The sequence below is a fragment of the Mesorhizobium sp. M0991 genome, from assembly GCF_040318915.1.
In the GTDB taxonomy this organism is placed as follows: Bacteria; Pseudomonadota; Alphaproteobacteria; order Rhizobiales; family Rhizobiaceae; genus Mesorhizobium.
The window spans coordinates 61,783-87,152 of the sequence record NZ_JAMYNE010000024.1 but is presented as its reverse complement, the minus strand read 5'-3'; the positions used below and the strand labels follow the sequence as shown (position 1 = coordinate 87,152).

Here is a 25,370-nt window from a genome sequence, read left to right as displayed (position 1 = left end):
ACAGGCCTTCCGGGTCGGCGCCCGACAGCGTGAACTCGTCGGTGTGGCAGATGCCGGTTGCCTTGATCTCGACCAGCACCTCGCCCTCGCGAGGGCCCTCGAGGTCGACCTCCATGATCTCCAGCGGCTTTCCGGCGGCGACGGCGACAGCGGCGCGCGTTTTCATCAGGCAATCCTCCCAAGGCAACCCATAGAGTTTCACATTCCGGTATTGCTGCGGATGATCTCGGAGTCGAAGACCGCAACACGCTCATTCACCGCCGTATCTCCGCGAAAAGACATAGGACTAAAGCAGACACGTAAGTCCACTTGCAGGGCTTTGATAAATCTTGTGGGGTCCGCTAAGCTCATTGTGGGCACCTTGAATTCGCGCTGGTCCGGGAACAATCGGACTTTAGTGCAAGAATGGGCAGTTTTATCGATGACGAGCGCGGTGCCAGGCACTCTCGCGGCCTTTTTGTGCTTTTTTTTCCAGACCGCCAACGTTGCGGACGTGATGGCCCAGGAAGTGACGGGCAAGCAACCGGTCGCAACCGGCAGGCCGGAAAGAAAGATAACCGAAATCAGAATAGGTTATTTGCGGGCCTACGCGCCGCAACTGGCGCTTTCCCTGCTGGACCTGCCGCCACGCGACGAAGGTGTCGCCGGCGCCAATGTGGCGATCGGCGACAACAATACGACAGGAAAGTTCCTCAGCCAGAAATTCAGCCTCGACATAACCGAGGTCAAGCCGGAGGCCGACGCGGTTCAGGCGTTCAACGATCTGATTGCCAAAGGTGACCGCTATGTTGTCGCGGACCTCTCGGCCAGGCAATTGCTGTCGATCGCCGACATCGCCCGCGACAAGGGCGTTCTGGTCTTCAATGTCGGTGCCACTGACGACAGCCTGCGCGAGGAAGACTGCCGGATAAACATTTTCCATGTGGCGCCGACGCGAAGCATGCTGGCCGACGCGCTGGCGCAGTATCTCGTGGTAAAGAAATGGCTGAATTGGGTGCTGCTCTACGGTTCGCATGAGCGGGATCATCTCTATGCGGCCGCGTTGCGCCGCGCGGCGGCTCGCTTCGGCGGTCAGATCGTCGCCGAGAAGGAATTCAAAGACACTGGCACGGCGCGCCGCACCGACACCGGCGCTACGCAGATACAGCAGCAGATTTCCGTGTTCACGCAGGATCTGCCGGAGCATGACGTGGTGCTTGTCGCCGATGAGAGCGAGGTGTTCGGAACCTACGTGCCCTACCGCACCTGGACACCGCGGCTGGTCGCTGGCACGGCCGGTCTTGTCGCATCCTCCTGGCATCCCGCGAGCGAGCAATGGGGTGGCATTCAAATGCAGAGCCGTTTCCTGAGGACGACCGGCCGGCGAATGCTGTCCAAGGATATGTCGGCCTGGACGGCGGTGCGGGCGGTGGGCGAAGCCAGCACGCGGACCAATGGCGACGATCCGAAGAAGATCAGCGACTACATCCGCTCGGACGATTTCTCGGTCGCTGCCTTCAAGGGACAGAAGCTGACCTTCCGCAAGTGGAACCATCAGCTTCGCCAGCCAATCCTGCTCGGCGACACCGAATCGGTGGTCTCGACATCGCCACAGGAGGGTTATCTCCACCAAATCTCCGAGCTCGATACGCTCGGCATCGATCAGCCGGAAACGAAATGCGTCCTTAAGTAGAACCAATCGGGAGGAATTTTCGTGCAGAGACGAGCTTGCGCACTCGCCATTCTCGCGACCGGCTTCATGGCCAATCCGGCGTGGGCTTACACCGTTTATGTCTCCAACGAGAAAGACAATACGGTAACGGTCGTCGATACGGCGACGATGCAAGTGGTGAAGACCGTCGAAGTCGGCCAGAGGCCGCGCGGTATCACCATCTCGCACGACGGCAAGTTCATCTATTTGTGCGCCAGCGATGACGATACGATCGAAATCATCGATACCGCGACGCTGCAGATCGTGGGCACGCTGCCATCGGGCCCAGATCCCGAACTGTTCGTGCTTTCGCCCGACGGTAAGACGCTCTACGTCGCCAACGAGGATGACAATCTCGTCACCGCGATCAACATCGAGAGCAAGCAAGTCATGACCGAGATTCCCGTTGGGGTGGAGCCTGAAGGCATGGCCGTCAGTCCCGATGGCAAAACCATGGTCAACACCTCCGAAACCACCAGCATGGCGCATTTCATCGATACCGACAGCCATGAGGTGACCGACAATGTCCTGGTCGACACGCGTCCGCGCTTTGCGCAATTCAAGCCCGACGGATCACAGATCTGGGTCAGTGCCGAAATCGGCGGCACCGTCAGCGTCATCGACAGTTTCAAACGCGAGGTGGTGAAGAAGATCCAGTTCGCGATTGCGGGACTGCGGCCCGAAACCATCCAGCCGGTCGGCATCGCGATCAGCGCCGATGGCAAGAAAGCCTATGTCGCGCTCGGCCCAGCGAACCACGTTGCCGTCATCAACACCGAAACCTACGAGGTGGAAAAATACATCCTGGTCGGCCAGCGAGTCTGGCATCTCGACTTCACCCCCGATCAGAAGACGCTGATCACCACCAACGGCAATTCCAACGACATCACCTTCATCGATACGGCGACGGACGAGCCGGTTCAATCGGTCACGGTGGGCCAGCAGCCTTGGGGCGTGGCGATATCGCCCCACTAGACCGCAGCGATTATCAGGGAGGCCGACATGATGAATATTTGCCGCGGGGCTGTTGCAAGTGCACTAGATAACCAGCGCGCCCCGAAGGAGCCAGCGGCATGCGGCATGTGAGGACAAGCGGACCTGGAGAGGAGGTGGCGGCGCTCGATGTTGCCGGTATCAGCCATTCCTATGGTCCGAAGCGGGCGCTCCACGACGTCTCATTCTCGATCGCGCCGGGAACTTTCACCGTTCTGCTCGGCCTCAACGGCGCCGGCAAGACAACTTTGTTCTCACTGATCAGCCATCTTTACGGCACTCGCCGCGGATCGATCCGCATCTTCGGCCATGATGTCAGCCGCGCTTCGGGCGAAGCGCTCAGACGTGTCGGCATCGTGTTCCAGGCACGCACGCTCGACCTCGACCTCAGCGTCCACCAGAACCTCTCCTACCACGCCTCGCTGCATGGCATTGGCGGACACCAAGCCCGGCAGCGCATTGCCGCGCTGCTCGACATAGTCAACATGCAGGGCCGTCAGCATGACAAGGCACGCAGTCTTTCCGGCGGCCAAATGCGGCGCATCGAGATCGCGCGGGCGCTGCTCCACCGCCCTTCCCTGCTGTTGCTCGACGAGGCGACGGTCGGTCTCGACATCCAGTCGCGTGCGGGCATTTTGGCCACCATCCGCAAGCTCGTCGAAACCGAGGGCATCGGCGTGCTGTGGGCGACGCATCTGATCGATGAGGTTGAAGACGGCGACCATGTCGTCGTGCTGCGGCGGGGCGACCTGGTTGCCAAGGGTAAGGTGGCCGATGTCGTTGGGACGAGCGGTGCCAGTTCGATCCGCGACGCCTTTTCCAGGCTCAACCGCATCGAAACAAGCGGCATCGCGGAGATGTCGCCATGAGCGCTCCCGCAATGCCCGCAAAAGTCGCCGCCCTCACGCCGGTGAAGTTCGAACAATTTGGGATCCGCCACTACCTCATTTGCCTCAAAGGGATCGTCGTGCGGGAGTGCCTGCGCTTCCTGCACCAACGCGAGCGTTTCATATCCTCGCTGGTTCGGCCGCTCGTCTGGCTGTTCATTTTTGCAGCCGGATTCCGGCAGGTGCTCGGTGTATCGATCATCCCGCCCTACAAGACCTACGTGCTCTACGAGGTCTACATCACGCCGGGCCTGTGCGGCATGATTCTGCTGTTTTCGGGCATGCAGTCTTCGCTGTCGATGGTCTATGACCGCGAAATGGGCAACATGCGCACCCTGCTGGTCAGCCCCTTCCCGCGTTGGTTTTTACTGATCTCGAAGATGCTCGCCGGTGTCGCCGTGTCGATCGCGCAGGTTTACGCGTTCCTGATCGTTGCCTGGTTCTGGGGCGTCAAGGCGCCGCCGCTTGGCTATCTCACCGTACTGCCGGCGCTGTTCCTGTCAGGCATGATGCTGTGCGCGCTCGGCATGTTTTTGTCTTCGATGATCAAGCAGCTCGAAAACTTCGCTGGCATCATGAACTTCGTCATCTTTCCTGGCTATTTCGCTTCTCCGGCACTCTATCCCTTGTGGCGTATCCAGGAGGCTAGCCCCCTGCTCTACAAAATCTGCCTCGCCAATCCGTTTACTTACGCCGTCGAACTGATCCGCTTCGCCTTCTACGGCCAGGTTGACTGGCTGTCGCTGGGCGTCGTTGCCGGCTGCACGCTGCTGTTCCTTGCCGCCGCCATCATCGCCTACGACCCTTCGCGCGGCCTCATGACCCGCAAACAGGACACGGGAGGCAATGCCTGATGGCACGAATGATCCATGTTCGCGGCCTGGCTCTGGTCGCGATGCTCGCGCCGGGCGTCAACGCCATGGCGGCCAACCCCGATCCAGACTGGCCCTGCATACAGCGCAAGGTGCCGCAACTCTCGCTCGGCCAGATCTGGAGCGGACCGGACCTTCCTTCAGCGGCGAAGGACTGGTCGAAGGACCCCACCATCTCCGCCCTGGTCGAGGAGCTGGCAGCTCGCCGGATACCGATTGCGGAAGCTCAAAAGAAGATCAAGGATTTCGCCGCCTCCTTGCCGGCCGAGCAACTTGCACCCAAAATGGCGATGCTGGTGCAAGGCATGTTCGATCACATGGACGCCGAGCGCTCGCAGGTGATCTCCGGCATTTCCCGTTACGCCGACAAGCAGCTCGAAATGGCCGCCGCGTTGCGCAAGGAAGCCTCCGATGTCGATGCGTTGCGGGCAAAGCCGGATCCAGATCCCGAAGAGATCGATCGGCGAACCGAACAGCTGAAATTTGCAACGCGAATTTTCAATGAACGCGTCCAATCACTGACTTACGTCTGTGAAGTGCCGACGATAATCGAGCAGCGGCTCTATCAATTGTCCAAGGTCGTCTCGGAAACGCTCGCCGCGAAGAAATAGAACTCATTCGATCTTCGCGGCGGATATCACGATCCGCGGCCGGGCAGCACGCGCCAGCGCTGAACGAAATAACCGGGATGCGTCCCGATCCACTGGGCTACCAGCGATTGCGCCTGCATGAAGGCGGTCCCGGGATTCATCGCCAGGCCGTCCACCATCTGTTCGCGTTGTTCACAGGTCTGCGGCACATCCGTCAGGCAGACCATCATAACGAGCGTGTAGAGCATTACCCCTTGTCCCCATCGAATCCCGAACCCCATGCCCGGGAGCTTCCGTGATACCGACCAGTCTGCAGGGGTCGCACATACGGATCACTTACGGGTGTGAAAGGAACGTGGCCCCCGCTCTTTCGCGCCGCAATATAACATGGCGCTAATCTAACGCCAATGACCGCAGGGCTAAGTCGCGGACGCTGGCGCATCGAACATGCGCGTCCGGCTGTGCCAATGCCAAAAAATGTGAACTCCTGGAACGCGCTCTCCCACGGGTTCGACCGAAACAGGAATATCATTGTTGTCGACCTCAGACCGGCAGCCCGTTCTGCTTTCGCAGGCTTTTGTCGAATGCAGATGCGGGGACGAAACGACGCAGGAAACTGACCTGACGCGCCATTTTTCCAGCCGCATAGCGCCTCTTCGGAGCGGGATCGGTCGCAGCCGCCAAAACGGTCCTGGCTACCACTTCCGGCGCATCGCCTTTTTCCATCGCTTTCCGCACAGCTGCATTCATGCCAGCGCGCGCGGAGTCATAGATATCAAGCAACTGATCCGGCCTGGCGAGATTTTCTTCAAATGAGGTGCGGGTATAGGCGGGCTCCACCAACACGACGCGAATTCCGAAAGTACGCAGTTCGTGGTCGAGCGATTCGGAATAGCCCTCAACGGCATGCTTGGTCGACGAATAAAGCGCGAAATAGGGAGCTGGAATGAACCCCTGCACCGAGCTCAAATTGACGATTCTGCCCTTGCCTTGACGGCGCATTGTCGGCAACACCGCTTTGGTTACTCGCATAACGCCAAAGACGTTCACGTCAAATAGCGATTTGGCCTGGGCCATCGAGGACTCCTCCGCGCCGCCAAGCAGGCCAACGCCGGCATTGTTGACGAGCAGGTCGATGCGCCCGGTCTCGGCCAGCACGTCCTGGACAAGTTTCGCCACGGACGTGTCATCGGTCACGTCGCAGGCCAGCATGGTAACGCCGCCGGATCGGTCGGCGACCGCGCGACGGCTGGTTCCAAACACGCGAAAGCCCGCGTTCTGCAGGGCTTTGGCCGTTGTGTGCCCGATGCCGCTGGATGCCCCGGTCACCAGGGCGACGCCTAGATTGGTCTTGTTCATGGAGGTCACTTTCTTCGTATTGGATTGGCGTGGGAGAAGCACGAAAGGTCGGAGCGAAAGGCGTCAATCATGAGCGCCTCCGGTGCTCGCGCCGGCCAGATCATCCGTCCAGCGCCGGAACAGCGCGCTGGCATTAACGCCTCCGAAGCCGAAGCCATTGGAGATTGCATAGCCCATCGCCATCGGCCGGGCCCGGTTTGCGACGAAGTCGATCCCGTCGCCGGCCGGATCGGGAGCGCCCAGATTGAGGGTCGGCGGTGCCATCTGATCCCTGAGCGCCAGGATTGCGAAGATTGCTCCGAGCCCGCCGGCGGCTCCGAGCAGGTGTCCGGTCGCCGATTTCGTTGCACTGACAGCTATCGCGAAATCGCGCCCGAACACGCTCTTGATCGCTTCGATCTCACCCAGGTCGCCTACCGGCGTGGAGGTCGCATGGGCATTGAGATGACGAACCTCGCGGGGCGAAATCCCTGCTTGGGCGATTGCGATCTCCATGGCCCGGCGCGCACCGTCGCCGTCCTCGGGACCGGAGGTGACGTGATGAGCATCCGCCGTCGTGCCGTAGCCGACAAGCTCGGCCAGCGGTCTTGCGCCGCGCGCCAGCGCGTGGCTCAATTCCTCGATGACCAGCATGCCGGCTCCTTGGCCCATGACGAAGCCGTCCCGCGACTTGTCGAACGGTCGGGAGGCCTCATCAGGACGGTGATTAAAGGAGGTCGAAAGAGAGCGTGCCGCGGCAAACCCACCAAGGCTGACAAGATTCATGCATGCTTCCGTCCCGCCGCACACGGCAATATCGGCTTCATTGGCGCGGATTAGGCGAGCCGCATCGCCGATCGCCTGAATGCCGGCCGCGCACGCCGTCACCGGTGCACCGAGCGGACCTTTGAAGCCATAGCGGATCGAGATGTGGCCTGCCGCGAGGTTCACCAGGAAGGACGGCACCGTAAAAGGTGATAGACGGCGTACGCCGCGCCGGTCGACCGTGCGCACCGCCTCGGTTATGGCCGGGAACCCGCCGACGCCCGAGGCGATGATCGTGGCCGTGCGCAAGCGATCCGCTTCCGAGACGGGGGCCCATCTTGCTTGGGCGAGCGCCTCTTCTGCCGCCGCCAGCGCAAAGAGAATGAACCGGTCTACCTTGCGCTGATCCTTCGGCGGAAGGACGGCTTCCGGATCGAAACCAGCGTCCGGATCTTCTTCTGTGGAGGGCACCACCCCGCCGACCTTCGCCGGCAGGTCGCCCACCACATGATCCGCAAGCCTCCGGATGCCCGAGCGGCCGGCCAGGAGACGCAACCAGGACGTTTCAACATCGGCAGCAAGGGGCGTGACCGCTCCCATGCCCGTAACAATAATCCGTCGCATCTATTTTCCTGTCAGGTTGGGCGCGCCGCCGGCGCCGCCACGCCGTTCAAGCGCCGGCTGATTCACGAACCTGATTGGCCGCCGCATCCAGAAAGGCCTGCGCGAGGTCAGGATCGTTGATGACGCGCGATAACATCAGCGCACCGACCATCGTCGAGAGAATGGCCATGGCCTTGCCATCGAACTCCCCGCCATTGGCCTCGGCAACGAAACGGCCGAGGATCTCGAGATGCTCCTTGATCCCGGCTTCGAACGGCGCTTTCACGTCCATGCCCTGTCTGGCGGCATCCGAGCCGAGCGCCACGATCGGGCAGCCGTCCATCTTTTCTCCGCGATGGTCCATACTGAGGTAGAACGCGATCACCGCGCCAAGCGGATCATTAGGGTTTGCCGCAGTCGCGGCCGACCATCGATGCGTGGCGCTCTCCATCGCCCGCCTGGACGCCTGCGCCGCCAGGTCGTCCTTGGATGCGAACTGCTTGTAAAACGCGCCTTGGGTCAGTCCGGCACCCTTCATCAAATCCTTAAGGCCAATACCGTCAAAGCCGCGCTCCCGAAAAAGGCGGCTTGCCACGTTGATTACGGTTTCGCGGTTTTCCGCGGCCCGAGTGCGACTTACGCGCATTGTTGACCTCTTTTTTTAGATTGCGTTCGTAATCTATAGCCTATATAGAGTTCGAACGCAATCTAAAAAGGAGATACGAAAATGATCCGCAAAACCCTGAGCGCATCGCTCCTGGCCGCGCTGTTTCTTGCGACCCCGGCTTTTGCCGAGGAAGCCACCATCGGACGCCCGATCGAGGGCGGCAGCCTGCACGAGGGACACCTTGACATGGTGGTCTACTACGTCCCGGTCGACGGCGGCCTCCTAGAGGTCACCGCCACCTTCGCGCCGAAGACCGGGGGCGATCCGCTGCGCGTCGTCATGGGTCTCGCCAACGATGACTCCGTGGCCTTTTCCATGCCGGGCCACCAGGGCTCGCTTTACGCGTTCTCAAGGTCCGGCGAGCAGGTGACGGTCTCGACCGAGACTGACATGGATCTGCGAGCCGACGCGACAATGCGCTGACCCGACGTGCAGACCGCGACCTGCGTGCTGCGGACCGTGGGCTCTCGCGTCCGCGCGGCCGACGTAGAGGTCGAACGCAATCTACTCGATATGAGGAGATGGGCATGAAAACGAGACCCGCCATTGTGCTGGCGGGCGTCCTGTTCGGATGGTCCTCCCGAGAGCGCTAGGAGCAGGCAAAAGCCGCATTAGAGACGGCCACAGCAGCAGCCACCGGACAGAAACCAATAAGGTTCCACCGGATCAACGCCAGCGTTCCCCAAGGGCGGCGAGCATCATCAGAATCAGCCGACGGAGCGCCACGGTGCCTTCGATCGCGCCATCGAATAAGCTTGAGGAGAGGTCAAATGCTATACAGTTATTTTGTCGAGAAATCGATCCGAGACAGCTTCGACCACGTCAACAACCATCGCTGGGATGAGGCGGTGAAGGCACTCGCGCCGCATGTCCATCACCGCGTTTCCGGCGCCCACGCGCTTGGTGGTGAGCGCCACGACAAAGAAGCCATGCGCCGCTGGTTTGAGCGCCTCGGCCGCGTCCTGCCCAATCTCCATCTCACGGTCAACCACATCTGGGTGAAGGGCTGGCCGTGGCATACCACCGTGTTTGCCCAGTGGGACGGCACCGCAACGCTGCTCAATGGCGACGCGTCGTACGTCAACCGTGGTCTCCACGTGTTCACCCTGCGGTGGGGCAGAGTCTATGCACTTGAGGAATTTTACGATTCACAAGCAGCGGCCCGCGGTCTTGCCAACCAAGCGGCAGCTGGCCTCGAAGAAGCTGTCGCCGAACCAATTGTAGGCTAGCAGAAGCTCAGTCAAAGCCCACCCGTTCCGTGAACGCGGTGCGCACCCCGTGGCCCTCACCGCTTGGATGGCAGTCGCCTCGGCTCCGCAAATGCGTGCCACCAGCGATGCCTCCCGATCCTCGGCTCATGAACATCGGTCTACAGGTCACAGCCGATCAGTAGCTGACGCACGCCATCGTTTGTGAAAAGCGTTTGCCTGGACCGCGCGCCCTAACTCGCGCGGCCTCTAGTGTTCGGTTCCTCGTGCGGATAGAGCTTGCCGAACAGCGGCAGGTACATCGCGCCCTTGCGCATCAGAAAATCGTGGAAGGTCGCCATCGCCGGCGAGATCGCGTGATCGCTGCGCATCACCGAAAACCATTGCCGGCGGATCGGCATGCCGACAACGTCGAGGATGACCAGCCGGCCAGCCTCGATTTCCGCGGCGATGGTGTGGGCAGAGATGAAGGCGATGCCGAGCCCGGCCATCACCGCCTGTTTGATCGTCTCGTTCGAGCCCATCTCGACGCCGAGATCGTCGATGCGGCCAGGCACGTCGCTCAGGAATATTTCCAGCGAGATGCGCGTGCCGGAGCCGGACTCGCGAATGAGGAAATGTTCCTGGGCGATCCGCTCCTTGGATATCTCGCGCACCGAGGCCAGCGGGTGGTCCGGCGGCGCGATGATGACCAGCGGATGATCGCCGAAGACCGAGGCACGCACCGGGACTTCCTTCGCCGGGCGTCCCATCAGCGCGATGTCGATGTCGTGATTCTTCAGATTGTCGATCGTCTCGGCGCGATTACCAATGGCAAGCCGCATGTCAATGTCGGGATGTTCCTTCATGAAGGCAGCCATCAGCCGCGGTGCGAAATATTTGGCCGTGGAAACGACACCGAGTCGCAAGCTGCCGGCGCGCACGCCCTTGATCGCATCCATCTTGTCTTCGAGCAGACGAAGCCGCTCCTCGATGGCCTGTGCGGTCTCGACGAAGGCAAGACCTGCGGCAGTGGGACGCATACCGTCCGCCGTCCGGTCAAACAAGGCCAGCTGGAACTCTTCCTCAACCTGCCGCAACTGGATCGTCACCGCTGGAGGAGACAGGCCTAACACCCTGGCCGCACTGACGATTTTCCCGTGGCGGACGATTGCCTGAACGGTCTTGAACTGCTTGAGCGTGAGGTTTCTCATGCAGCATACTAAATTTTTTTTAGTGCCAAAGTAAAGTTATTGAATTTTACTTATCCAGCATCGTTTGTTTTCATTCCCCAATCCGGCCGACCCGAGGAGAGGCGGCTGGATCGGGAGGTTACGATGCCAGCGGCAACGCTCGACGCTTTTCTGAACTCCTATCTCGGCGAGCCGAACGAACTGCGCGCCGCGGTCGTCATGACCGTCCGTCGGCTGACGCAGGCGGCCACCACGATCCGCAACACCATCAATCAAGGGGTACTCGGTACCGCGTTTGCCGGAACCCGTGGCGCCAATGCTGACGGCGATGTTCAGAAGGATCTCGATGTCTTCGCCGACGACATCTTTCTCGATGCCATGCGCCACGCTCCGGTCGCGCTCTACGCTTCCGAGGAACTGGAGCAGCCGGTGCTCCTCGACCCGCAAGCGCCTCTTGCCATCGCCATCGACCCGCTCGACGGCTCTTCCAACATCGACACCAACGTGTCGATTGGAACGATCTTCTCGCTTCTCCCCGCAATTGGCGCGCCGGATGCGAATCCGGCCGTCTCGTTCTTGCAGGCAGGGGTGAACCAGCTGGGCGCCGGTTTCTTCATCTACGGGCCTCAGCTGGCGCTCGTTCTGTCTCTCGGCAGCGGCACGCACGTCTTCGTTCTCTCGGCCAGGCTCGGCACCTTCGTCCAGGCCTACGAGAGCCGGGTCATCCCCCAGCGTACCCAGGAGTTCGCCATCAACGCGGCCAACTACCGGCACTGGGATGAGGCGGTACGGCTCTACATCGACGACTGCCTCGAAGGCACCGAAGGCCCCCGCGAGAAGGACTTCAACATGCGCTGGATCGCCTCCCTGGTCGCGGACTGCTACCGCATATTGATGCGCGGCGGCGTATTCCTGTATCCGGGCGACAAGCGCAAGGGCTACAGGCAGGGGCGGCTTCGCCTCGTTTATGAGGCAAACCCGATCGCCTATCTCGTCGAACAGGCGGCCGGTGCCGCCACCGATACGATCACCCGCATCCTCGAAATCGAACCCGAGAGCCTGCACCAGCGCGTGCCCATGGTTTTCGGATCGGCGCGGGAAGTCGCGCGTATCACCCGCTACCACACCGAGCCGAGCGCCATCGGCGAGCGCGCGCCGCTGTTCAGCCGCCGCGGCCTTTTCAGGGCCTGAAGACCATGTCGGCAAAGCACCCCATCATTACCATCACCGGGTCGTCGGGCGCAGGCACTACCTCTGTCAAGCGCATCTTCGAGCTGATCTTCCGGCGCGAGAACATCGGGGCCGCCTTCATCGAAGGCGATGCCTTTCATCGCTACGACCGCGCCACGATGAAGGCGAAGGTGGCCGAGGAGGAAAAGGCAGGCAATCCGAACTTCACCCACTTCCACGCCGAGGCCAATGAACTGGCAATCCTCGAAGAGGTATTCGAGGAATATGGCCGCCGGGGAACCGGAAAGACCCGCACCTACATCCATGACGAGGATGAGGAGAAGCAGTACGGCACGCCGCCGGGACATTTCACCGAATGGCGCGAATTTCCGCCGAGCGACCTGCTCTTCTACGAGGGCCTGCATGGCTGCGTCGTCACCGACAAGATCAACCTGGCCAGGCACGCGGACCTCAAGATCGGCGTGGTGCCGGTCATAAATCTCGAATGGATCCAGAAGATCCATCGCGACCGCGCAACGCGCGGCTATTCCACCGAGGCAGTGATGGACGTGATCCTGCGTCGCATGCCGGACTATGTCCGCTACATCGTCCCGCAGTTTTCGCAGACCGCCATCAACTTCCAGCGCGTGCCGATCGTCGACACGTCCAATCCATTCATCGCGCGCTGGATTCCGACGCCCGACGAATCGATGCTGGTCATCCGCTTCGCCAACCCCCGCGGCATCGATTTCCCCTACCTGCTTTCGATGATCCACGACTCGTTCATGTCGCGGCCGAATTCCATAGTGGTGCCCGGCAACAAGCTCGACCTTGCCATGCAGCTGATCCTGACGCCGCTCATCCTGCAATTGATCGAACGCAAGAACCGTGTGTCGTGAGGAGGACGCCATGAACAGCCAAGCAGCAGCACTGAAGCCCGTCGCCGCCGTCTCGGAACGCGATATGGCCAACGCCATTCGCGCACTGGCGATGGACAGCGTCCAAAAGGCCAATTCCGGTCATCCGGGCATGCCGATGGGCATGGCCGATGTCGCAACGGTGCTGTTCAGCCGCTTTATCAATATCGATCCGTCGGCCCCCAACTGGCCCGATCGCGACCGCTTCGTGCTGTCGGCCGGGCACGGCTCGATGCTGCAGTATGCGCTGCATTACCTGCTAGGCTTTGAAGACATGCCGATCGAGGAGTTGCAGCGGTTTCGCCAGCTGGGCAGCCGCACCGCCGGACATCCGGAATATGGCCATGCGCTTGGCATCGAGACGACGACCGGCCCGCTTGGACAAGGCATTTCGACCGCTGTCGGCATGGCGCTGGCGGAGCGCATGCTTGCTGCCCGCCACGGCGCAGATCTCGTTGACCATTTCACCTACGCGATCGCCGGCGACGGCTGCCTGCAGGAAGGCATCAGCCACGAGGCGATCGATCTTGCCGGTCACCTGAAGCTCTCCCGGCTGATCGTCTTTTGGGACGACAATGCGATCTCGATCGACGGACCGACTTCGCTGTCGACATCGGTGGACCAGCCGGCACGTTTCAAAGCCGCTGGATGGCAGGTCCAGTCGGTGAACGGCCACGACACCGAAACCGTTGCGGCGGCAATCGAAGCGGCGCAGCAATCGGACCAGCCGTCCCTGATCGCCTGCCGCACGGTGATCGGCAAGGGAGCGCCCAATCTGGGCGGTTCGGAAAAGACGCATGGCGCGCCGCTGGGCGATGCGGAGATCGCCGCGACGCGCGAAAACATCGGCTGGGCCTACGCGCCGTTCGAGGTGCCGGACGATATCCTTTTCGCTTGGCGCGACATTGCCGAGCGCGGGCAAGCGGCACGCCGCGCCTGGGAGCAGCGGCTTGCCGCCTCGCCACGGCGGCAGGCTTTCGAGAGCGCGGTCGCCGGCGCCCTGCCCGACGCGGTGTTCGAAGCGCTCGGCGCTTTCCGCAAGGAGCATGTCGGGAAGGCGACCAAGGTTGCAACGCGAAAAGCCTCGGAAATGGCACTCGCTGCGATCAATGGCGCAACCGAACTGACCGTCGGCGGCTCCGCCGATCTGACGCATTCGAACCTGACGATCACCAAGGGTATGAACCGCATCGCGCCGGGCGACTACGCAGGCCGCTACATCCACTATGGAATCCGAGAGCACGGCATGGCCGCAGCCATGAACGGGATCGCACTGCATGGCGGCTTCGTGCCTTATGGCGGCACGTTCCTGTGCTTCGCCGACTATGCGCGCGGCGCGATGCGGCTCTCGGCGCTCATGGGCCAGCGCGTGATTTATGTGATGACGCATGATTCCATTGGTCTCGGCGAGGACGGCCCGACCCACCAGCCGGTCGAGCACCTGGCGATGCTGCGGGCCACGCCGAACCTCAACGTCTTCCGTCCGGCCGACATCATCGAAACGGCGGAGTGCTGGGAACTGGCCCTGAAGAGCGAGAACCGGCCGAGCGTGCTGGTGCTCTCGCGCCAGAACCTGCCGATGCTGCGCCAGACAGACAGCGACGAGAACCGGTCGAGCCGGGGCGCCTACATCCTGCGCGAGCCAGCCGGGCACCGCGCGGTGACGCTGATCGCCACCGGCTCGGAGGTCGAAATCGCGGTTGCCGCCGCCGAACGGCTGGAGACCGAGCACGGCATCGCCGCCGCGGTTGTCTCGATGCCGTGCTGGGAGCTTTTCGAGGAACAGGACGCCGGCACCCGCAAAGCCGTCCTCGGCTCAGCGCCGCGCATTGCCATCGAAGCCGCAGCACGGCTCGGCTGGGACCGCTGGATCGGCGACACCGGCACTTTCATCGGCATGGCCGGTTTCGGCGCCAGCGCCCCTGCCCCGGATCTCTATCGGCATTTCGACATCACGCCCGAAGCCGTCGCGGCAGCGGCGCTGAAGCTCATCATCTAGGAGGACGACCATGGCCCGCATCACCCTTCGCCAGCTTCTCGACCATGCCGCCGAGCACGGCTACGGGGTGCCGGCATTCAACATCAACAACATGGAGCAGGGCCTCGCCATCATGGAGGCCGCCAGGGCCTGCGATGCGCCGGTCATCATCCAGGCCTCGCGCGGCGCCCGTTCCTATGCCAACGACATCATGCTGGCCAAGATGATGGAGGCTTTGACCGAAATCCATCCGGCCATTCCGTTATGCATCCATCAGGATCACGGCAACAACGAAGCCACCTGCCTGTCGGCGATCCGCCACGGCTTCACCTCGGTGATGATGGACGGGTCGCTGATGGCGGATGCCAAGACGCCGGCGAGCTACGATTACAACGTCGCCATCACCGAACGTGTCGCACGCATGGCGCACTGGGTAGGCGCTTCGGTCGAAGGCGAGCTCGGCGTGCTCGGCTCGCTCGAAACCGGCCAGGGCGAGGCCGAGGACGGGCACGGCGCCGAAGGTGCGCTTTCCCACGACCAGCTTTTGACCGATCCCGATCAGGCGGTCGACTTCGTGACCGCCACCCGGGTCGACGCGCTGGCGATCGCCTGCGGTACCTCACACGGCGCCTACAAATTCAGCCGCAAGCCCGACGGCGGCATCCTGGCCATGCAGGTGATCGAGGCGATCCACGAAAAACTGCCCAACACGCATCTGGTCATGCACGGCTCTTCCTCCGTGCCGCAGGAACTGCAGGACATCATCAACAACTATGGCGGCGAGATGCCCCAGACCTTTGGCGTCCCGGTCGAGGAGATCGAGCGCGGCATCCGATACGGCGTGCGCAAGGTCAACATCGACACCGATTGCAGAATGGCCATGGCCGGACAGTTCCGCCGCGTCGCGACGGAGGACCCGCGCGAATTCGATCCGCGTAAATTCCTGAAACCCGCCATGGACGCCCTGCGCGACCTTTGCCGCGATCGCTTCGAACGCTTCGGCACCGCAGGCCATGCGTCGAAGATCAGGGTGATCGCGATGGATGAGATGGCGAAACGTTACGCCGCAGGAAAGCTAGACCCCCATATCGCAACCGCGAAAGCCGCCTGAGCGGCAAACAGGAGACCTGCCATGAACAAGATCGACATGCCGTCAGCAGGCACGCTCAAGGAAGGCAAGGAACGCTACCGGTCGGGCGTCATCCCCTACAAGAAGATGGGCTACTGGGAGCCGGACTACCGGCCAAAGGAGACCGACCTGATCGCTATGTTTCGGATCACGCCGCAGCCCGGCGTCGACCACGAGGAGGCGGCCGCCGCCATCGCCGGTGAATCCTCTACCGCGACATGGACCGTGGTGTGGACCGACAGGCTGACCGCCTGCGAGCTCTACCGCGCCAAGGCGTTCAAATCCGAGCCGGTGCCGAACACAGGTCCAGGCACCAGGATCGAGCAGCAGTACTTCGCCTATATTGCCTACGACCTCGACCTGTTCGAGCCCGGCTCCATCGCCAACCTGACTGCATCGATCATCGGCAACGTGTTCGGCTTCAAGGCCGTCAAGGCCTTGCGGCTCGAGGACATGCGCATCCCGGTGGCTTACCTCAAAACCTTCCAGGGCCCGGCGACCGGCATCGTGGTGGAACGCGAGCGGCTCGACAAGTTCGGCCGGCCGCTGCTCGGCGCGACGACGAAGCCGAAGCTTGGCCTGTCAGGCCGCAACTACGGCCGCGTCGTCTACGAGGCGCTGAAGGGTGGCCTCGACTTCGTCAAGGACGACGAGAACATCAACTCGCAGCCCTTCATGCATTGGCGCGACCGTTTCCTCTACTGCATGGAGGCTGTGAACAAGGCGTCGGCCGCCACCGGCGAAGTCAAGGGCCATTATCTCAACGTCACCGCCGGCACGATGGAGGAGATGTACGAGCGCGCCGAATTTGCAAAACAGCTTGGCTCCTGCATCGTCATGATCGACCTCGTCATTGGCTATACGGCGATCCAGTCGATGGCCAAGTGGGCACGCCGCAATGACATGATCCTGCACCTGCACCGGGCCGGCAACTCGACCTATTCGCGCCAGAAGAACCACGGCATGAATTTTCGCGTCATCTGCAAATGGATGCGGATGGCCGGCGTCGATCACATCCATGCCGGCACGGTGGTCGGCAAGCTGGAAGGCGACCCGCTTATGATCAAGGGGTTTTATGACACGCTGCGCGAGGAGCGCACGCCGCAGAACCTCGAAACCGGGCTGTTCTTCGATCAGGACTGGGCCTCGCTCAACAAGGTGATGCCCGTCGCCTCGGGCGGCATCCATGCCGGCCAGATGCACCAGTTGATCCATTATCTCGGCGAGGACGTTATCCTGCAGTTCGGCGGCGGCACGATCGGCCATCCGGACGGCATCCAGGCCGGCGCGACGGCCAATCGCGTCGCGTTGGAGGCGATGATCCTCGCCCGCAACGAGGGCCGCGACTATCTGCGCGAAGGGACCAAAATCCTCGAACAGGCGGCCAGATGGTGCACGCCGCTCAAGGCGGCCCTGGAGACGTGGAAGGACGTCACCTTCAACTACGAATCGACCGACACGGCCGACTTTGTGCCAACCGCAACGCCGAGCTTCTAGACGAAAGGAACCGTCGCCATGATGACCAATCCCGGAAACAAGGTCACGCAGGGACAGTTTTCGTTCCTGCCCGAGCTGACCGATGAGCAGATTTCGGCGCAGATCAAATACGCGCTGAAAAACCACTGGGCGGTCAGCGTCGAATACACCGACGATCCGCATCCGCGAAACACCTATTGGGAAATGTACGGCAACCCGATGTTCGACCTGAGGGACCCGGCGGGCATCCTGCTTGAAGTCAACAATTGCCGGAAAGCCATGCCGAACATGTATGTCCGGGTCACCGCCTTCGATTCGACCAAGGGCTGGGAAGCGCCGCGCATGTCATTCATCGTCAACCGGCCGCCCAATGAACCCGGGTTCCGGCTGCTGCGCCAGGAGCGTGACGGGCGCAGCCAGGGCTATTCGATCGTGCCTTATGCGACCGACAGGCCCGAAGGCGAGCGGAGCTAGGCGAAACCATGCTGGACGCGATAGCAAAGGGCGCTGCCGCGCAGGGCGAATCGGTGGATCTGCAGGCCGAGTTCGAGGCATCCAACATCGACGAGGTGATGGAAAAGCTCGACCGCGAACTCGTTGGCCTGAAACCTGTCAAGAACCGCATCCGCGAGATCGCCGCGCTGCTCCTGGTCGACCGGCTTCGCCGCAAGTTCGGCCTGACCTCGGGCGCGCCGACGCTGCACATGAACTTTACGGGAAATCCCGGTACCGGAAAGACTACCGTGGCGCTCAGAATGGCCGAAATCCTGCATCGTCTCGGTTATGTCCGCGAAGGGCACATGGTCGCGGTGACGCGCGACGATCTCGTCGGCCAATATGTGGGCCACACCGCGCCCAAAACCCGCGACGTGATCAAGCGCGCCATGGGCGGGGTGCTTTTCATCGACGAGGCCTACTATCTCTACAAGCCCGAGAACGAACGCGACTACGGCCAGGAATCGATCGAAATCCTGCTGCAATGCATGGAAAACAACCGTGACGATCTGGTTGTGATTCTTGCCGGCTACAAGGACAAGATGGACCGCTTCTTCGACAGCAATCCCGGCATGCGCTCGCGCATCGCCCATCACCTCGATTTTCCCGACTACGGCGTCAGCGAACTCAAATTGATCGCCGAGATCATGCTGGCGGAACAGAATTACCGTCTCAGCGAAGCGGCGGCCAAGGCGCTCGAAGAGTATCTCCCGATCCGCATGCGACTGCCGCATTTCTCGAACGCCCGTTCGGTCCGCAATGGCCTCGACCGGGCGCGGCTTCGCCAGGCCAGCCGGCTTTTCGCATCGCGCGACCGGGCGTTGACGAAAGCCGACCTTATCACCATCGAGGAATCCGATATTCGCGGCAGCCGCGTATTCGCCGAAGGTAAGCTCGAAGGCGAACCGGAGACGAAGGCGCGCTGACGAGACGACGCCGGTTGGTGTGCAGCGACCGGAAACGGACGACAGAATGGGAGCCTACGACCATGGATACCAAGACAATCATCGCGCCCTCGGTGCTTTCCGCGGACTTCTCGCGGCTCGGCGACGAGGTCGAAGCGGTCGTCCGGGCGGGTGCCGATTGGATCCATCTCGATGTGATGGATGGCCATTTCGTGCCCAACATCACCTTCGGTCCGCCGGTGGTCAAGGCGATCCGTAATCGAACGGACAAGGTCTTCGACTGCCACCTGATGATCGCGCCGGCCGACGCCTATCTCGGCGCCTTCGCCGACGCCGGCTGCGACATCATTACAGTGCATGCCGAGGCCGGACCGCATCTCGACCGTTCGCTGCAGGCAATCAGGAATCTCGGCAAGAAGGCCGGCGTGTCGCTGAACCCGTCAACGCCGGAAAGCGTCATCGAATATGTGCTCGACCGGCTCGATCTGGTGCTTCTGATGACGGTCAATCCGGGCTTCGGCGGCCAGGCCTTCATTGCGGCAGTCGTCGACAAAGTCAGGCGTGTCAAGGCGTTGGTCGGCCATCGTCCGATCGACATCGAGATCGACGGCGGCGTCACGCCCGAAACCGCTCCGCTGGTCACCGCGGCCGGCGCCAATGTGCTGGTCGCCGGCTCGGCCATCTTTAAGGGCGGCACCGAGGCTGCCTATTGCGCCAATATCGGCGCCATCAGGCAGGCGGCCGACGGGGCGATTCGGAAAGCTGCATAAAACCGTTTCATCGGAGGGCAAATATGGCGGCAATTCCACCTGTCTGCGATTTCGGCTGGCGAGCCATCGACGCCGTTTTGCCCGGCGTCGACGGCACATCGCATTCGATCTTAAGCCACGCCGGCCCGAACGGGTTGGTGGTGGCCTTCATCTGCAACCACTGCCCCTATGTGAAGGCGGTGATTTCACGCATGGTGCGCGACGCCAACGATCTCAAGGCCGAAGGCATCGGCTTTGTCGCGATCAACTCAAACGATGCCGGGGCCTATCCGGATGATTCCTTCGACAATATGAAGCTCTTCGCCAGCACGAACGCCTTCACTTTCCCCTATCTCCACGACGAGCGCCAGACGGTGGCGCGTGCCTACGGAGCCGTTTGCACCCCGGATTTCTTCGGGCTCAACAGCGAGTTGACGCTGCAATATCGCGGCCGGCTGGACGCGTCGCGACGCGACGCCGAATCGCCCAGGCTGAGGCGCGACCTGTTCGAGGCGATGAAGCAGGTTGCCCGAACCGGCGACGGACCACTCGACCAGATCGCCTCGATCGGCTGTTCGATCAAGTGGAAGGATGCTGCATGAACGTCGGCGCAGGCAGGCCGTTTGGGTCGCCCAAGGCGATCCTGTTCGATCTCGACGGCACGCTGGTCGATTCGGCGCCTGATATAACGGCCGCCGTCAACGAATTGCTGGCCGGCCGCGATCTGCCGCCGCTGCGTCTGGATCAGGTCAAGTCCATGATCGGCGGCGGCATCAGGAAACTGGTCGAACGAGCCTTCGCGGCTTCCGGCACGCCGCTCCTCGGCCGCGCGCTCGATGAGGCCAACCGCGTCATGGCGCCGATCTATCGCAGGCATCTGACCGGCCGCACGAGGCTGATGCCTGGCGTCAGGGAAGTTCTCACGCACTTGCATTTGAGCGGAATAGCCATGGGCGTGGTGACCAACAAGCCGCAGTTGGCGGCTCGCGAAATCCTGCTGCATTTTCGGCTGACGGAATATCTCGGCGCGATCGTCGGCGGAGACGCGGTGACATACTTGAAACCGGCGCCAGACGCGCTGTTGCTGGCGCTCGACCAGCTTCAGGTCGAACCTCGTGACACGCTGATGGTCGGAGACAGCGGCGCCGACGTGGCCGCCGCCCGCGCCGCCGGCATGGCAGTCATTCTGCTGCGTGGCGGATACAGCCAAATTCCCGTTGAAGAGCTTGGCGCCGACCTCGTTTGCGACAGCCTGTTCGATCTGCCGTCCGCGATGCAGAGGCTGCAAGACGCTGCGTGACCCCAAGCGCAAGACCCAGGCCAACGCCGGCCGTCCGCAGTCAAAATGGCCGGCGGTACAGCGTTATTTGGAGAATTGCTTCAGGTAGGCAATGACATTGGCGATGTCCTCGTCTTTCTTGAGGCCGACAAACGCCATCTTCGTTCCTTTGACCATCGCTTTCGGATCGTGAAGGTAGGTGGTCAACGTGGCCTCATCCCATTTGACGCCGGACTTGCCGGCCTCGGTCATGGCCTTGGAATAGCTGAACCCCGGATGCGTCCCGGCCGTTCGGCCGATGACGCCGTTCAAGGACGGACCGATCTTGTTCTGGTCCTTGTCTGCCACGTGGCAGACCTTGCATTTTGCGAAGACCTTCTCACCCGCCGCGGCATCCTGTGCCTGAGACTGGGTAGTGACAAAGGTTGCGACGGACACGGCGGCGAAAAATGCGACTGCGCGCATGGCATTTCCTCATTGATCGTGTGAGTGCCCCGGACAATTTACGCGTGTCGATGCCTTGACCGCCGGCATCCGCTTTTACGCGGGAGAGCAAACGTTCGTCCTTCCTCCCCGGACTGGCAGCACCTGCACGCCTCGAAAAGCTAGACTGCCGATGAAGGAAGTCAATCGTACAAAGGTCCTGTTTCGTTTCCCGACTGCGCGAAGGGGAAGTGCGTAGCGACACGCGGTTCACATTATTGACGCCTATTGGCCGAACGCGTAGCCTCACTCCAACCGGTTCGCTGTTTGGGCACCTTCAGGAATCCGCTGCAACTCCAAAGCACGAACTCTGGAGAGTTCGCCGCTCAGGCGACGATAAGTGCCAAACGGACATGGTCGATCTCATATTAACGGTGTGCCTTAGCGCCAATCCGGGCAATTGCCGAGATGAACATCTCTATTTCGAGAGCCACGGCTCTCTGTTCCAATGCATGTTCCTGGCGCCCGCCGAGATCGCAAAATGGTCTCAGGAACATCCGAGGCTCAAGGTCGTGCGCTGGAAATGTGCCTTTCCGAGCAGGGAACGAGCGATTTGATCGGCATTCCTGGTTCGCATGTTCGACGTAAGATTGCCGCGGCAACATCGCAATCCACAGGTGATGAGCGACCTTTTGCGGTCGTTCCAGCAAAAATTTCCGGGTGTGGCCTGATCGCCTTGCCGTTCGGAATGCATATCGGAGGAGACATGCCGATCGACAGGGTACGACGCAAGCTTGTGAACGGCTTCGCCTGCACCGCGGTCAGCGCCGCGGTACCGGCGGCCTTGAATTCAAGATCAGGAAAGTCGCCGACAACGTCTTTGCTTTCCAGGGCGTGGATGAATTGATCACGGCGGATGGCAAAGGCGAAATCCGTGTGGAGGCGACAGACACGGATGGCAAGGTATCACGGATGGCAAGGTATTTCGCGGCCATTGCCGATGGAAACAGCGGGACTGTGAGGCGCACGGCCACACGTGCCTGTTCCGCCTGACTAAAAGCAACGTATGTCAGCTTCCGCCTGCGCGCGTTTCAGTTCCGTGCGCGCCGCCTTCGCTGGCGCGCTTTCGCGAAACAACCCTGCCGCCTCCCCTGTCGTCAACGACATGCTTTTGAAGGTCTCCGCCCTCTCATAGTGATCATAAGGAACAATCGAGGCGATAACATCGATCGAGCAGGAACAGCTTTCAAGCGCCTGACGTGTCTGGCCATTTGTTTGCATGCAGCCGAGGACGTAGTCGGCAATCGTTGCCGTCGGGTAGTCTCCCGCGGCGTTGGCCGAGTTCGCAAAGGCCAGCGCCGCAAAGGCCAGCGGCAAGGTGAGAGATCCAACAGACCTTATCATGAGGAACCTCCAGTTGGCCTGGACACCATGCATCCAGACGGGATCATCGCGCCAATTGGCGACGTGCCGCAAAGCCAGTCAAGCTCCCATGGCCTGCGTATAGGACCAAAGGAGGAATGCCCTATCGGCCGACAGGAGCCGACTTCATGACCCGCTGTGCACCCCCCTTCACGCGTTCATTTCATGCTTCGCGCACTATCGGTAGCCAGCGAGATGCACGCATACTTACTCCGAGGTGCCTCCTAGAATATATCGAAATAAAGTCAAACGTGTATCACCTCGGGAATACGAGAACAATATGGTTGCTATATATGTCGCGGCTGGACGCTCATCTGCTTAATAGTTTTTCACAAGACGCTTCTTTTAATTGTTTCTGAATATTGCACCGCACCATAGTCGATATTGCAGCGCAACGATGCATTGTAGGTTTTTGCTTGCCTGGCCTTTTGCGATGACATAGCTTTTTCCTGTTTCCGGCTTCAAGAGCGCCACCGTCATCAGGGAGCGGCGGCAGTCTTTCGAAGACCAAGGGGGGCGGGCGGTAACGGTGCCCTCCGCTTCGGGGTAGGTCGTGACAGCTGCCGGAAAATAACTTCCCAACATGAATTGCTTGGGCAAGCCCCTTGTGGGGCTTGACGGTCGATTCTTCACTGTGAACCCGGGAGGATTTTGGATGCGTGTACTTGCGAAAACTACCTACATTCTGACGACCGCGGCGTTTTTATCGCTCGGCGCTGCCTATACGGCTTCGGCCAATGAAGACCTTGCAAAGCTCGCATCGGATGCGAAGAACTGGGCGATGCAGACGGGTGACTACGCCAACACCCGCTATTCCAAACTCAACCAGATCACTGCGGATAATGTGAAGAACCTGCAGGTCAAATGGAGCTTTTCCACCGGCGTGCTGCGCGGTCACGAAGGCGGGCCGCTGATCATCGGCGACGTGATGTATGTCCACACGCCTTTCCCAAACAACGTCTTTGCTCTCGACCTCAAGAACGACGGGAAGATCCTGTGGAAATACGAGCCCAAGCAGGACACGAACGTCATTCCAATCATGTGCTGCGACACGGTCAATCGCGGTGTTGCCTATGGTGACGGCAAGATCATTCTCAACCAGGCCGACACCACCGTCGTCGCGCTCGATGCCAAGACCGGCAAGGTGGTGTGGTCCGTCAAAAACGGCGACCAGACCGACGGCGGGAAGGGCGAATCCGGCACGTCGGCACCCGTAGTCATCAAGGACAAGGTGCTCGTGGGCGTCTCCGGTGCTGAATTCGGTGTTCGCGGCTGGCTAGCCGCCTACAATCTGAAAGACGGCAAGCTCGCCTGGAAAGCCTATTCGGAAGGTCCTGATGCAGACACCCTTCTCGATCCCGAGAAGACGACCCATCTCGGCAAGCCTGTCGGAAAGGATTCCGGCACGAACACCTGGGAAGGCGAACAGTGGAAGACGGGCGGCGGCACGACATGGGGATGGTATTCCTATGATCCCAAGCTGAACCTCGTCTACTACGGCACCGGCAATCCCTCGACGTGGAACCCGGTCCAGCGCCCAGGCGACAATCGCTGGTCCATGACAATCATGGCTCGCGATGCGGATACCGGTGTTGCCAAATGGCTCTACCAAATGACCCCGCATGACGAGTGGGACTATGACGGCATCAACGAGATGATTCTCGTCGATGGCATGGAGGTCAACGGCGCCAAGCACGACGTGCTGGTGCATTTCGACCGCAACGGCTTTGCCTACACAATGGATCGAGCCACCGGCGAACTTCTCGTCGCCAAAAAATACGATCCGGCAGTGAACTGGGCGACGGAAGTCAACATGGATCCCAAGAGCGACCAGTATGGCCGCCCACAGGTCGTCGCCAAGTATTCGACCCAGCAGAACGGCGAAGACACCAACTCGACCGGAATCTGCCCGGCCGCGCTTGGAACCAAGGACCAGCAGCCGGCCGCCTACTCGCCGAAGACCGGGTTGTTCTACGTGCCGACCAACCATGTCTGCATGGACTATGAGCCTTACAAAGTGAGCTACACCGCCGGTCAGCCCTATGTGGGCGCTACCGTGTCGATGTATGCGGCGCCTGGCGGTGACGGTAACATGGGCAACTTCATTGCCTGGGATGCAGCCAAGGGTGAGATCGTCTGGTCGAAGCCCGAGCAGTTCTCGGTGTGGTCGGGGGCGTTGGCGACCGATGGCGACGTCGTCTTCTACGGTACCCTCGAAGGTTACATCAAGGCGGTCGATAAGGACGGCAAGGAACTGTACAAGTTCAAGACCCCGTCCGGCATCATCGGCAACATCACGACCTATGAACATGACGGCAAGCAGTACGTCGCCGTTCTGTCCGGCGTCGGTGGATGGGCCGGTATCGGTCTGGCAGGTGGGCTGCTTTCGCCCGATAACGCCGCTGCCTGGCATGGTGCCGTTGATCAGGGCCGTGCGCAGGGCGACCAGACCGCAGTCGTTGGAACCGCCGGTCTGGGTGCTGTCGGCGGTTACGCTGCACTTGCCGACTATACGACGCTGGGCGGCCAGCTCACCGTGTTCGGCCTCCCGGACTGATAGCCGGGAAGAGCCTTACGACTAGGTTCGAAAAACGAGAGCCCGGGTCACCCGAAGCCGGGAACCGGGCTCTCGATTGCGCCGC

General features: G+C 61.3%; 26 protein-coding genes and 1 pseudogene. 19 read left to right on the top strand and 8 right to left on the bottom strand.

Annotation, left to right across the window (positions count from 1 at the left end; translation table 11 throughout):
- Positions 1-166 (bottom strand): annotated as a pseudogene (locus NKH70_RS27120) (S-(hydroxymethyl)glutathione dehydrogenase); the annotation flags it as partial.
- Positions 167-496: 330 nt separating this feature from the next.
- Here NKH70_RS27120 and NKH70_RS27115 point away from each other — a divergent pair.
- From NKH70_RS27115 to NKH70_RS27095, 5 genes are all read left to right on the top strand, one after another.
- Complete coding sequence (locus NKH70_RS27115; protein WP_352978142.1) at positions 497-1,672, top strand: lanthanide ABC transporter ABC transporter substrate-binding protein PedA1; 1,176 nt, start codon at positions 497-499, stop codon at positions 1,670-1,672.
- A gap of 21 nt (positions 1,673-1,693) precedes the next feature.
- Positions 1,694-2,665 (top strand): YVTN family beta-propeller repeat protein, encoded by a 972-nt coding sequence (locus NKH70_RS27110; protein WP_352978141.1) that lies wholly within the window; start codon positions 1,694-1,696, stop codon positions 2,663-2,665.
- 98 nt (positions 2,666-2,763) lie between these two features.
- The gene (locus NKH70_RS27105; protein WP_353026576.1) at positions 2,764-3,552 is read left to right on the top strand and encodes a lanthanide ABC transporter ATP-binding protein PedB/LutE; all 789 of its coding nucleotides are present in this window, start codon (positions 2,764-2,766) and stop codon (positions 3,550-3,552) included.
- Positions 3,553-3,563: 11 nt separating this feature from the next.
- Positions 3,564-4,424 carry a lanthanide ABC transporter permease protein PedC gene (locus tag NKH70_RS27100; RefSeq protein ID WP_352978164.1) on the top strand — a complete coding sequence of 287 codons (861 nt, stop codon included), beginning with the start codon at positions 3,564-3,566 and terminating at the stop codon, positions 4,422-4,424.
- Positions 4,424-5,053, top strand: a complete 630-nt coding sequence (locus NKH70_RS27095) for a hypothetical protein (RefSeq protein WP_353026574.1) — start codon at positions 4,424-4,426, stop codon at positions 5,051-5,053. Before NKH70_RS27100 ends, NKH70_RS27095 begins: the two co-directional genes overlap by 1 nt.
- A 26-nt stretch (positions 5,054-5,079) precedes the next feature.
- Here the strand turns inward: NKH70_RS27095 and NKH70_RS27090 are convergent, their stop codons facing one another.
- From NKH70_RS27090 to NKH70_RS27075, 4 genes are all read right to left on the bottom strand, one after another.
- Positions 5,080-5,280: a hypothetical protein gene (locus NKH70_RS27090; protein ID WP_352493646.1), complete on the bottom strand. Its 201-nt coding sequence runs from the start codon at positions 5,278-5,280 to the stop codon at positions 5,080-5,082.
- Positions 5,281-5,575: 295 nt separating this feature from the next.
- Positions 5,576-6,391 carry an oxidoreductase gene (locus NKH70_RS27085; RefSeq protein ID WP_353026572.1) on the bottom strand — a complete coding sequence of 272 codons (816 nt, stop codon included), beginning with the start codon at positions 6,389-6,391 and terminating at the stop codon, positions 5,576-5,578.
- Between the two features lie 63 nt (positions 6,392-6,454).
- Positions 6,455-7,759, bottom strand: coding sequence for a beta-ketoacyl-ACP synthase II (fabF, locus tag NKH70_RS27080; RefSeq protein WP_353026570.1), 1,305 nt, complete (start codon positions 7,757-7,759; stop codon positions 6,455-6,457).
- A 46-nt stretch (positions 7,760-7,805) separates the two neighbouring features.
- Positions 7,806-8,384: a TetR/AcrR family transcriptional regulator gene (locus NKH70_RS27075; RefSeq protein WP_352978131.1), complete on the bottom strand. Its 579-nt coding sequence runs from the start codon at positions 8,382-8,384 to the stop codon at positions 7,806-7,808.
- A gap of 81 nt (positions 8,385-8,465) precedes the next feature.
- Between NKH70_RS27075 and NKH70_RS27070 the strand changes: the two genes are divergently transcribed.
- Positions 8,466-8,828, top strand: a complete 363-nt coding sequence (locus tag NKH70_RS27070) for a hypothetical protein (protein ID WP_352978129.1) — start codon at positions 8,466-8,468, stop codon at positions 8,826-8,828.
- A 347-nt stretch (positions 8,829-9,175) separates the two neighbouring features.
- Complete coding sequence (locus NKH70_RS27065) at positions 9,176-9,634, top strand: nuclear transport factor 2 family protein (RefSeq protein WP_352464226.1); 459 nt, start codon at positions 9,176-9,178, stop codon at positions 9,632-9,634.
- A gap of 212 nt (positions 9,635-9,846) precedes the next feature.
- Here the strand turns inward: NKH70_RS27065 and NKH70_RS27060 are convergent, their stop codons facing one another.
- A complete protein-coding gene (locus NKH70_RS27060) occupies positions 9,847-10,806 on the bottom strand; it encodes a LysR family transcriptional regulator (protein WP_352978127.1) in 960 nt (319 codons plus the stop codon).
- Between the two features lie 123 nt (positions 10,807-10,929).
- Here NKH70_RS27060 and NKH70_RS27055 point away from each other — a divergent pair, with 123 nt between their 5' ends.
- From NKH70_RS27055 to gph, 10 genes are all read left to right on the top strand, one after another.
- Positions 10,930-11,976, top strand: a complete 1,047-nt coding sequence (locus NKH70_RS27055) for a class 1 fructose-bisphosphatase (protein WP_352978125.1) — start codon at positions 10,930-10,932, stop codon at positions 11,974-11,976.
- 5 nt (positions 11,977-11,981) lie between these two features.
- Positions 11,982-12,854 carry a phosphoribulokinase gene (locus NKH70_RS27050; RefSeq protein WP_023678839.1) on the top strand — a complete coding sequence of 291 codons (873 nt, stop codon included), beginning with the start codon at positions 11,982-11,984 and terminating at the stop codon, positions 12,852-12,854.
- A gap of 10 nt (positions 12,855-12,864) precedes the next feature.
- Complete coding sequence (gene tkt / locus NKH70_RS27045) at positions 12,865-14,871, top strand: transketolase (protein ID WP_352978123.1); 2,007 nt, start codon at positions 12,865-12,867, stop codon at positions 14,869-14,871.
- Between the two features lie 10 nt (positions 14,872-14,881).
- Positions 14,882-15,961, top strand: coding sequence for a class II fructose-bisphosphate aldolase (gene fba, locus NKH70_RS27040; RefSeq protein WP_352507750.1), 1,080 nt, complete (start codon positions 14,882-14,884; stop codon positions 15,959-15,961).
- Between the two features lie 21 nt (positions 15,962-15,982).
- The gene (locus NKH70_RS27035; RefSeq protein WP_376705236.1) at positions 15,983-17,476 is read left to right on the top strand and encodes a ribulose-bisphosphate carboxylase large subunit; all 1,494 of its coding nucleotides are present in this window, start codon (positions 15,983-15,985) and stop codon (positions 17,474-17,476) included.
- A gap of 18 nt (positions 17,477-17,494) precedes the next feature.
- On the top strand, positions 17,495-17,929 hold the full coding sequence (locus tag NKH70_RS27030; RefSeq protein ID WP_023678835.1) for a ribulose bisphosphate carboxylase small subunit: 435 nt from the start codon (positions 17,495-17,497) through the stop codon (positions 17,927-17,929).
- 8 nt (positions 17,930-17,937) lie between these two features.
- Entirely contained in the window at positions 17,938-18,876 is a 939-nt protein-coding gene (gene cbbX, locus NKH70_RS27025) for a CbbX protein (protein ID WP_353026566.1), read from the top strand.
- A gap of 62 nt (positions 18,877-18,938) precedes the next feature.
- Entirely contained in the window at positions 18,939-19,625 is a 687-nt protein-coding gene (gene rpe, locus NKH70_RS27020) for a ribulose-phosphate 3-epimerase (RefSeq protein ID WP_352978119.1), read from the top strand.
- A gap of 23 nt (positions 19,626-19,648) precedes the next feature.
- On the top strand, positions 19,649-20,206 hold the full coding sequence (locus tag NKH70_RS27015; RefSeq protein ID WP_353017025.1) for a thioredoxin family protein: 558 nt from the start codon (positions 19,649-19,651) through the stop codon (positions 20,204-20,206).
- Positions 20,203-20,904, top strand: coding sequence for a phosphoglycolate phosphatase (gene gph, locus NKH70_RS27010; RefSeq protein ID WP_353017022.1), 702 nt, complete (start codon positions 20,203-20,205; stop codon positions 20,902-20,904). Before NKH70_RS27015 ends, gph begins: the two co-directional genes overlap by 4 nt.
- A 63-nt stretch (positions 20,905-20,967) precedes the next feature.
- Here the strand turns inward: gph and NKH70_RS27005 are convergent, their stop codons facing one another.
- Positions 20,968-21,348, bottom strand: a complete 381-nt coding sequence (locus NKH70_RS27005) for a c-type cytochrome (protein WP_352516570.1) — start codon at positions 21,346-21,348, stop codon at positions 20,968-20,970.
- A gap of 499 nt (positions 21,349-21,847) precedes the next feature.
- Here NKH70_RS27005 and NKH70_RS27000 point away from each other — a divergent pair, with 499 nt between their 5' ends.
- A complete protein-coding gene (locus NKH70_RS27000; RefSeq protein ID WP_353026562.1) occupies positions 21,848-22,213 on the top strand; it encodes a hypothetical protein in 366 nt (121 codons plus the stop codon).
- 146 nt (positions 22,214-22,359) lie between these two features.
- Here the strand turns inward: NKH70_RS27000 and NKH70_RS26995 are convergent, their stop codons facing one another.
- Positions 22,360-22,710 (bottom strand): hypothetical protein, encoded by a 351-nt coding sequence (locus NKH70_RS26995; RefSeq protein ID WP_292655032.1) that lies wholly within the window; start codon positions 22,708-22,710, stop codon positions 22,360-22,362.
- 799 nt (positions 22,711-23,509) lie between these two features.
- On the opposite strand from NKH70_RS26995, the gene NKH70_RS26990 reads away from it, so the two are divergent.
- A complete protein-coding gene (locus NKH70_RS26990; protein ID WP_502908403.1) occupies positions 23,510-25,285 on the top strand; it encodes a methanol/ethanol family PQQ-dependent dehydrogenase in 1,776 nt (591 codons plus the stop codon).
- Positions 25,286-25,370: the final 85 nt, after the last annotated feature.